The sequence below is a fragment of the Stenotrophomonas lacuserhaii genome (assembly GCF_014836545.1).
GTDB lineage: Bacteria > Pseudomonadota > Gammaproteobacteria > Xanthomonadales > Xanthomonadaceae > Stenotrophomonas > Stenotrophomonas lacuserhaii.
On sequence record NZ_JACSQS010000033.1, the window covers coordinates 1 to 8,428 of the forward strand.

8 protein-coding genes are annotated in these 8,428 nt (G+C 68.1%); 3 read left to right on the forward strand and 5 right to left on the reverse strand.

Features of this window, described 5'->3' with window-relative positions; genetic code table 11:
* Nucleotides 1-120: 120 nt before the first annotated feature.
* Complete coding sequence (locus tag H9654_RS17585; protein ID WP_042613703.1) at nt 121-873, reverse strand: TerC family protein; 753 nt, start codon at nt 871-873, stop codon at nt 121-123.
* 31 nt (nt 874-904) lie between these two features.
* Nucleotides 905-1,285, reverse strand: a complete 381-nt coding sequence (locus H9654_RS17590; RefSeq protein ID WP_042613702.1) for a diacylglycerol kinase — start codon at nt 1,283-1,285, stop codon at nt 905-907.
* 199 nt (nt 1,286-1,484) lie between these two features.
* Between H9654_RS17590 and H9654_RS17595 the strand changes: the two genes are divergently transcribed.
* Entirely contained in the window at nt 1,485-2,192 is a 708-nt protein-coding gene (locus H9654_RS17595; protein WP_406833498.1) for an SGNH/GDSL hydrolase family protein, read from the forward strand.
* Nucleotides 2,193-2,233: 41 nt separating this feature from the next.
* Here H9654_RS17595 and H9654_RS17600 read toward each other — a convergent pair whose 3' ends face one another.
* The 3 genes from H9654_RS17600 to H9654_RS17610 all read right to left on the reverse strand — a co-directional run bounded on the left by H9654_RS17600 (nt 2,234) and on the right by H9654_RS17610 (nt 5,058).
* Entirely contained in the window at nt 2,234-3,505 is a 1,272-nt protein-coding gene (locus H9654_RS17600) for a sensor histidine kinase (protein WP_191771982.1), read from the reverse strand.
* A 107-nt stretch (nt 3,506-3,612) separates the two neighbouring features.
* On the reverse strand, nt 3,613-4,326 hold the full coding sequence (locus H9654_RS17605; protein ID WP_042613699.1) for a response regulator transcription factor: 714 nt from the start codon (nt 4,324-4,326) through the stop codon (nt 3,613-3,615).
* An 87-nt stretch (nt 4,327-4,413) separates the two neighbouring features.
* Nucleotides 4,414-5,058: an arylesterase gene (locus H9654_RS17610; RefSeq protein ID WP_191771983.1), complete on the reverse strand. Its 645-nt coding sequence runs from the start codon at nt 5,056-5,058 to the stop codon at nt 4,414-4,416.
* Nucleotides 5,059-5,133: 75 nt separating this feature from the next.
* Between H9654_RS17610 and H9654_RS17615 the strand changes: the two genes are divergently transcribed.
* Entirely contained in the window at nt 5,134-5,781 is a 648-nt protein-coding gene (locus H9654_RS17615; RefSeq protein ID WP_182657041.1) for an ABC transporter ATP-binding protein, read from the forward strand.
* Nucleotides 5,778-8,294 carry an ABC transporter permease gene (locus H9654_RS17620; protein ID WP_191771984.1) on the forward strand — a complete coding sequence of 839 codons (2,517 nt, stop codon included), beginning with the start codon at nt 5,778-5,780 and terminating at the stop codon, nt 8,292-8,294. The genes H9654_RS17615 and H9654_RS17620 overlap by 4 nt, the downstream gene beginning before the upstream one ends.
* Nucleotides 8,295-8,428: the final 134 nt, after the last annotated feature.

Sequence of the window (8,428 nt, forward strand, 5' to 3'; positions counted from 1 at the left end):
CCCCCCCCCCCCACCCCCCCCCCCCCCCCCGCCAACCCTCAGCCCTGCAGCTCTGGACGTTGACGTTGACGTTGCTTCAAAAGCGGGCAGCCGGGCCGCAGGCCCGGCAACCCCACCCGATCACCAGTTGCCGGCACCCGGCACGTGATGGGCCACCGCACGGCGCCGCATCAGCAGGTTCAGCCACTCCACCAGCACCGAGAACCCCATCGCCGCATAGATGTACGGCTTGGGCACGTGCACGTCCAGGCCATCCAGGATCAGCACCGCGCCGATCAGCAGGATGAAGGCCAGCGCCAGCATCTTCACCGTCGGGTTGGCGTCGATGAAGCGGCCCAGCGGGTTGGCCGCCAGCAGCATCACCGCCACCGACAGCAGGATCGCCGCCACCATCACCGGCACGTGGTCGGCAATGCCGACGGCGGTGATGACCGAGTCCAGCGAGAACACGATGTCGATGATCGCGATCTGCAGGATCACCATGCCGAACACCGCCGAGGCCTTGGTGGTGGTCGGATCTTCGTCCTCACCGCCAGTGATCAGCTCGCGGATTTCCATGCCGCCCTTGATGATCAGGAACAGGCCGCCGAGGATCAGCACCAGGTCACGGATGGAAATGCCCATGCCGGCCACGGTGAAGAGGTTGGCCTGCATGTGCGCCAGGTAAGCCAGCGACACCAGCAGCAGGATGCGGGTGATGCAGGCCACCGCGATGCCCAGCTTGCGCGCGAACGGACGGCGCGCTTCGGGCAGCTTGCTGACCGCGATGGAAATGAACACCAGGTTGTCGATGCCGAGCACGATTTCCAGCGCACTCAGCGTGAGCAGGGTCAGCCAGACATTCGGATCGGAGAGCAGTTCAACAAAGGGCATGGGGGTCTTCGCAGTAAGTCGGGAAAGGGAGTCAGAACAAGCGGGGGACCAGGATCAGCCCCCAGCACAGCAGCACATTCATCATCAGCACGAACACCGCGGCCGAGCCCATGTCCTTGGCACGACCGGCCAGTTCGTGGATCTCCGGACCGTAGCGTTCGATCACGGCCTCGATGGCCGAATTCAGCAGCTCGGTGGCCAGCACCAGCAGCATCGAGCCGATCATCAGGATGCGTTCGATCGCACTGTCACCCAGCCACAGCGCCACCGGGGTGAACAGCAGCAGCAGCCAGGCTTCCAGCCGGAACGAGGATTCGTGCAGCCAGGCCGCGCGCAGGCCCTGCCAGGACCAGCGCGCGGCCTGCAGGATGCGACGCGGTCCACGCGGCATGTGGCCGAACTGGTCAGCCATGGGAGCGTGCTCCGGCGGGATCGCAGGCGATCAGGTCGCAACGAAGCAACCGCAGGGACAGGAAGCGGACGATCATGTAAGGCCAGGGTGGGCAGCAGGGGCCTATTTTGCCATAAGGCCATGCCTGCCATCCCGCCGCGGCCGGCAGCGGCGCTCCCGCCCCGTTATGATCAAACGCTGCACCTTGTTGGAGTTTTTTATGAACCTGCCACGCCGCCCGCTGCTGCTCGCCCTCGCCCTCGGCCTGTCCACCGTCGGCTTCGCCCACGCGCTGTCGCCGCCGCGGCCCGCGCAGGTGCCCGAAGAAGTGTCCAACGTGGCCTGGGCCGGTGACATGGCTGCCTTCGCCAAGGCCGACCAGGTCAGCCCGCCGCCGCGCGAGGGCATCGAATTCGTCGGCAGTTCCTCTATCCGCATGTGGGACAGCCTGGCCGCCGATTTCCCGGGCAAACCGGTGTTCAACCGCGGTTTCGGCGGGTCGGAAGTGCGCGACAGCACCTGGTACGCCGACCGCATCGTGGTGCCCTACGCCCCCTGCAAGGTGTTCCTGTATGCCGGCGACAACGATCTCAACAGTGGCCGCACGCCGGCCCAGGTCCGCGACGACGTGGTCGCCTTCGTGGCCCGAGTGCACCGCGACCTGCCCTCGACGACGGTGGAGTACATTTCGATCAAGCCGAGCCCATCGCGTGCACACCTGCTGCCGGGCATCATCGAAGCCAACACGATGATCCGCAGCGCGCTGGCCGCCCTGCCCAGGACTGGCTACACCGACATCTACACGCCGATGCTGGGCCGCGACGGGCAACCCGATCCATCGCTGTTCCGCGAGGACATGCTGCACATGACGCCGGCCGGGTATGCGATCTGGAAGAAGGCGCTGGCGCCGAAGGTCAGCTGTGATTGAGTAGTGACGGCCGCTGGCCGTCATGCGTTCCGCATCCGGGCTCAGCGGAAGATGACGGTGGCCTCGGTGCCCTTGCCCGGCTGGCTGGTCAGGGTGACCTTCCAGCCGAAGCGGTCGCACAGACGGCGCACGATCGACAGGCCCAGCCCGGTGCCCTGCGGGCGGTCCGGCTCGGCACGGTAGAACGGCTCGAACGCCTTTTCCAGCGCTTCGGGTGACATGCCGATGCCGGTATCGTGCACGCGCACCCGATCGTGTTCGACGAACACGTCCACGCGGCCTTCGTCGGTGTAGTTGCAGGCGTTGCGCACCAGGTTGCTGATCACCACCTGCAGCACCCGCGGCGGGCCGTGCAGCTCGACCACGCCACTGCAATGCAGCTCCACGTGCACCGGGCGATCGGCCATCAGTTCGGTGGCGGTGTCCACCTCGTGGCGCACCACCTCGACCACGTCGAACATCTCCATCTGCGGCTCGACATCGGCTTCGCGCGCCAGGATCAGGAAGGCGTCGATCACCGCCTCCATCTCGCGACCGGCGCGCTGGATGCGCTGCAGGCTGCGCTGCTGGCGCGGCGACGCGGTTTCATCGGCCAGCGCCATGTCACTGGCAACCCGGATCACGGTCAACGGGGTACGCAGCTCATGGCTGGCATCGCGGGTGAAGTTGCGCTCGCGGGCGACGTTCTCGGTGACCCGGTTGGCCAGCGAATGCAAGGCGGCGGCCAGCTGCCGCGTCTCCCCCTGCATGTCGGCGGGCAGCTTCTGCGGATCCAGGTCGCTGGCCTGCGGCTTGGCCGGATCCCAGCGCGATACCCGGCGCGCAAGCCAGTTCACCGGCGACACCAGCCGTTTGGAAGCGCGGTAGGTAACCCAGCTGGCGCCATACACCGCCAGCAGGGTCAACAGCACCGGCACGATGCCGAACCAGAACGCCAGCAACTCCGCACGTGAGCGCAGGAACACCAGGTACAGCCGCCCCTCCGGACGCACGTCCACCCAGACCAGCTGGTCGTCGCGGCGCAGCTCATGGAAGCCGGCCGGCAGTTCGCGCAGGTTGGCCGGCAACGAAAGACTGGAGCGCCCGGTTTCCACCAGGTAGCCGCGGATGTTCTGGGTATTGGGCGGGGGCTGGGTCGGCGAGGCCTCGTGCAGCGTCCAGAAGTACGCCGCTTCCTCGCGCAGCGCAGCACTGACCAGGCTGTGCTTGATCACCAGCGACACCAGCCACGCACCAAGCAGGATGCCGAGGCTGGCCAGCATGGCCTGCAGGATGAAAGCGATACGTATCTTGCGCGGCAGGCCGTGCGGCATCAGGCGAGGTCACTACAGAAGATGGCCGCGCCGAGTATAGGCAGCGGGTGCGTCAGCCCCCCGTGCAGGGGCCGTTGGCGGCCTGCACAGGGATCATGACGGCGATGTCAGCCCATCGGCTGGGCGATATCGGCGATGCGGTAGCCAGCACTCTGCACGGTATGCAGCAGCGGGCGGTCGAACGGCTTGTCGATGATCTTGCGCAGGTTGTACAGATGGCTGCGCAGGGTGTCCGAATCCGGCAGCCCGTTGCCCCAGATCTCGCGTTCGATCTCCTGCCGGGTGACCACGCGCGGCGATTCGCGCATCAGGATGGTCAGCAGGCGCAGGCCGATCGGCGAAAGCTGCAGTTCAGTGCCGGCGCGGGTGGCGCGCATGCTGACCGGGTCCAGCACCAGGTCGGCGACCTTCAGCACTTCCGAACCCACCTGCCGGCGCTCACGACGAATCAGGGCACGCAGGCGTGCTTCCAGTTCCTGGATGGCGAACGGCTTGGTCAGGTAGTCATCGGCGCCAAAGCCCAGGCCGGTGAGCTTGTCATCCAGCGTATCGCGCGCGGTCAGCATCAGCACCGGCGTGGACTTGCGGGCGTCATTGCGCAGGCGGCGGCAGACTTCGATGCCGTCCAGGCGCGGCAGCATCAGGTCCAGCACGACCACGTCGTAGCTGTTTTCGGCCGCCAGACGATAACCGTCCAAGCCGTCCTGGGCATAGTCGACCTCGAAACCACGACCTTCCAGATACTCACCGATCATCTCGGAGATATTGCGGTTGTCCTCGACGACCAGAACAAGGCCGGAGGTTTCCTTCGTCTGACGCATGGTCTTCCCTCTAACTTCAGCTTTGTGAAACATGCCGGATCGACGGTGCACGCCGCGTGAAGTGGACGCAGACGCTCACTGAACGCTTCAGAGCAGCGGCTGCAGCAGCGGCCAGACGTTGGAAAGCACCTTCGGCTGGGCGCTGGCGGTGGGGTGCAGTCCGTCTGACTGCATCATTCCCGGCTGCAGCGCGACACCCTCCAGCAGGAACGGCAGCAAGGGCACCTTGTACTGATCAGCCAGCGCGCGATACACCGCGGCCAGGCGCTGCCGGTACGCCGGACCATAGTTCGGCGGGACATCGATGCCGAGCATCAGCACCTTGGCGCCGCCCTGCTGGCTGGCCACGATCATCTTCTCCAGGTTGGTGCGGATCTGGGCAGGGGTCAGCCCGCGCAGCGCATCGTTGCCGCCCAGCGCGATGACCACCACGCCAGGCTTCTCCCGCGCCAGCAGTCCCGGCAGGCGGGTCGCCGCCCCGGCGGTGGTTTCCCCGCTCATGCTGGCATTGACCACCCGTGCCGGCGAGCCCGAACGGGTGCTGAGCCGCTTGCCCAGCAGGTCCACCCAGCCGGTGCCGGCCGGGATATTGTGGGCGGCACTGAGGCTGTCGCCGAGCACCAGCACGGTGGTTGCTTGACCTTTGGCACACGCCAGCACCGGCAACAGCAGCAACCATGCCAGCAGCATTCCCATCCGGCCGATGTTCCGGCCTTTTCCTGTAACGCGCATTGGAGCCTCCTCATCGACAGCCTGTCCCCCCGCAGCGCGCCCGTCGCCATCGCCGTCGACCAGGTCGGCAAATCCGTGCATGGCCCGGAGGGTGAAGTCCACATACTGGACAACATCAGCATGACGGTACATGAAGGCACCTCGGTTGCCATCGTCGGCGCCTCCGGTTCGGGCAAGACCACCCTGCTAGGCCTGCTGGCCGGGCTGGACCTGCCCAGCCGCGGCAGCATCACCCTGGCCGGCAGCGTGCTCGGCAGCCTGGACGAAGAAGCCCGCGCCCAGCTGCGCGCGCGCGAGGTCGGCTTCGTGTTCCAGAGCTTCCACCTGCTGCCGGCGCTGACCGCGGCGGAGAACATCGCCCTGCCGCTGGAACTGGCCGGGCGCGAGGATCCTGCCCGGGTCGAGCAGGTGCTCGAAGCGGTGGGCCTGGCGCACCGCGCGCGGCACTACCCGCGCCAGCTGTCCGGTGGCGAACAGCAGCGCGTGGCGCTGGCACGCGCCTTCGTGGCGCGCCCGCGCATCCTGTTCGCCGATGAACCAACCGGCTCGCTGGACCAGGCCACCGGCCAGCACATCAGCGACCTGCTGTTCGCCTTGAATGCCGACAGCGCCACCACCTTGGTGCTGGTCACCCACGACCTGCGCCTGGCGCAGCGCTGCCAGTTCATCCATCGCATCGACAACGGCCGCCTGCAGCAGGTCACGCACGGGGCGGACGCATGAACCTGCTGCGCCACGCGCTGCGTTCGCTGCGCCGCGAAGCGCTGGCCGGCGACCTGCTGACCGTGTTTGCCGCCCTGGTGCTGGGCGTGGCGGTGATGACTGCGGTCGGCACGCTGGTGGACCGGGTCAACCTGGCGCTGGCCAACAGCACCGCGGAGATGCTGGGCGGTGATCTCGGCATCAGCGGGCGCGCCGAAGCGCCGGCCGAACTGGTCGGCGAAGGCACCCGGCGCGGACTGCAGAACACCCGCATCGCCGCCTTCGGCAGCGTGCTGTTCCATGGCGAAGCCAGCCAGATGGCCACCATCAAGGCGGTGGAAGCCGGTTACCCGCTGCGCGGCCAACTGCGTGTGCGGACCGGCGCCGATGCTGTGTTGAACGAGGCCGCCGCTGCACCGGCACGCGGCGAAGCGTTCGCCGATCCACGCCTGCTGCAGGCCCTGGACCTGCGCATCGGCGATGAACTGGAGTTCGGCGCAGGCACCTTGAAGGTGGCCGGCAGCATCGAATCCGAACCAGATACCTCCAGTGAACTGCTGACCCTGTCGCCCACCCTGCTGGTCAACCGCGCCGACGTGGAAGGCACCGGCCTGCTCGATCCGGGCAGCCGCATCAGCTACCGCACGATGTTCGTCGGCGAGCCGGAGGCCATCGCCCAGTTCCGCCAGTGGCTGCAACCGCGCGTGCAGGGACTGCGCCTGCTCGGCGTGGGCGATACCCAGCGCGGGGTACGTGAGTCGTTCCAGCTGGCCGGGCGTTTCCTCGGCCTGAGCGCCTTGCTGGCGGTGCTGTTGTCCGGCGTCGCCACCGCGCTGGCGGCCAACCGTTTCGCGCTGAGCCGCATCGACCAGGTTGCCGTATTGCGCTGCCTGGGGGCGCGCCAGCGCGACATCCTTGGCAGCCTGGCGCTGCAGCTGTTGTTGATGGCGATCCCGGCCTGCGTGGTCGGTGTACTGGTGGGCATGGCGGCGCAGGAAGGGCTGGTGCAGATCCTCGGCGGGCTGGTGCCGCAGCGGCTGCCCCTACCGCAGGCGCTGCCGGCACTGACCGGGGCCGGCATCGGTCTGCTGCTGCTGCTCGGCTTCGGCCTGCCGCCGCTGCTGCGGCTGCGCAACGTGCCGCCGATGCGCGTGCTCAACCGCAGTTTCGCGACCCTGCCACCGGCCTCGCTGCTGGTGTATGCCGGCGCCCTGCTGGCCAGCCTGGCGCTGACCGTGCAGGTCACCGGCGACCTCAAGCTGGCCTTGTGGGTGCTGGGCGGACTGGCCGCGCTGGCGCTGCTCGCCGCCGGTGGGGGCTTTGCCCTGCTGATGCTGGTGCGCGGCCTGCAGCATCGCCTGCACGGCAACTGGCGCCTCGGCCTGGCCGCATTGACCCGCCGCCGCGCGCTGGCGGTGATGCAGCTGGTCGGGCTCTCGTTGTCGCTGTGTTCGCTGTTGATGCTGGCCGTGGTCGGTCCGGGCCTGCTGCAGCAGTGGCGCGACCGCCTGCCGGCCGATACACCGAACTATTTCCTGATGAACATCCAGCCGGACCAGCGCCAGATCGTGCTGGATGCGCTGACCGCGCAGGGTGCGGTGGATGCCAGCGTGGAGCCGTTCGCCACCGGTCGCCTGCTGGCATTGAACGGTGACGCACCGCGTCGGCGGGGCGATGACCAGGACGCGGCGCAGGACAACGGCACGCAGCCGGCAGGGGCTGCGGACAACGACCGCGACCGGCCGCTGAACTTCAGCTGGCGCACCACCTTCCCGCCGGCCAACCAGCTGCTGCAGGGCCGTTTCTGGGCCGCCGACAGCACCGCCGCCGAGGCCTCGGTGGAAGAAGGCTGGGCCAGCCGTTACGGCGCCAAGCTGGGTGACCGGGTGAGACTGCAGGTCGGCGAGCAGCAGCGTGACTACACCATCACCAGCATCCGCAAGGCCGAGTGGAACAGCTTCCGGGTCAACTTCTTCGTGCTGGTCAACGCCAACGCGGTAGGCGATGCCCCGCACAACCTGATCTCGGCCTTCCATCTGCCGCGCGCCAAGGCGGCCGGACTGGGTCAGCTGGTACGCGAGCAGCCGAATCTGTCGCTGCTGGATATCGATGGACTGATCAGCGAGGTGCGGCAGGTGATGGACCGGGTCGCGCAGGCCATCCAGGTGGTGATGGGCTTCAGCCTGCTGGCTGGCGTGCTGGTGCTGCTGGCGGCGCTGCAGTCGACCGCTGGCGAGCGGCGCTATGACAGCGCGGTGCTGCGCACGCTGGGGGCCACGCGGCGCCAGCTCCGCGGTGCGGTGCTGGTGGAGTTCGGCGCGTTGGGACTGCTGGCGGCGATCCTGGCGGTCGGTGCAGCGGCGGTCATCGGGGTAGTGGTGTCGCGGCAGGTGTTCGAACTGGCGCTGTCGCCGCCATGGCCCGGATTGTTGGCCGGTGGTGCGTGCGGGGTGGCGCTGAGTGTGTTCGCCGGATGGTGGGGCACGCGGCGGATCCTGCATACGCCGCCGGCGCTGGCATTGCGCGAGTCATAGCCGGCGGGTAGGCGGGCTGACGGCTGGCTACCTGCCAGGGCTGGGCGGTGGGACTGGGCGGGGGACGGCAAGAGCCGCTCCTGCGGGCCTCGTTTCGCGCCATCCATGGCGCTCAACGCCCCCGCCCAGCCCCA

Bases quoted from the DNA above. Each gene is read 5' to 3' on its own strand.
- H9654_RS17600 (WP_191771982.1), bottom strand. From the start codon at position 3,505: ATGCCGCACGGCCTGCCGCGCAAGATACGTATCGCTTTCATCCTGCAG.
- H9654_RS17590 (WP_042613702.1), bottom strand. From the start codon at position 1,285: ATGGCTGACCAGTTCGGCCACATGCCGCGTGGACCGCGTCGCATCCTG.
- H9654_RS17585 (WP_042613703.1), bottom strand. From the start codon at position 873: ATGCCCTTTGTTGAACTGCTCTCCGATCCGAATGTCTGGCTGACCCTG.
- H9654_RS17605 (WP_042613699.1), bottom strand. From the start codon at position 4,326: ATGCGTCAGACGAAGGAAACCTCCGGCCTTGTTCTGGTCGTCGAGGAC.
- H9654_RS17610 (WP_191771983.1), bottom strand. From the start codon at position 5,058: ATGCGCGTTACAGGAAAAGGCCGGAACATCGGCCGGATGGGAATGCTG.
- H9654_RS17620 (WP_191771984.1), top strand. From the start codon at position 5,778: ATGAACCTGCTGCGCCACGCGCTGCGTTCGCTGCGCCGCGAAGCGCTG.
- H9654_RS17595 (WP_406833498.1), top strand. From the start codon at position 1,485: ATGAACCTGCCACGCCGCCCGCTGCTGCTCGCCCTCGCCCTCGGCCTG.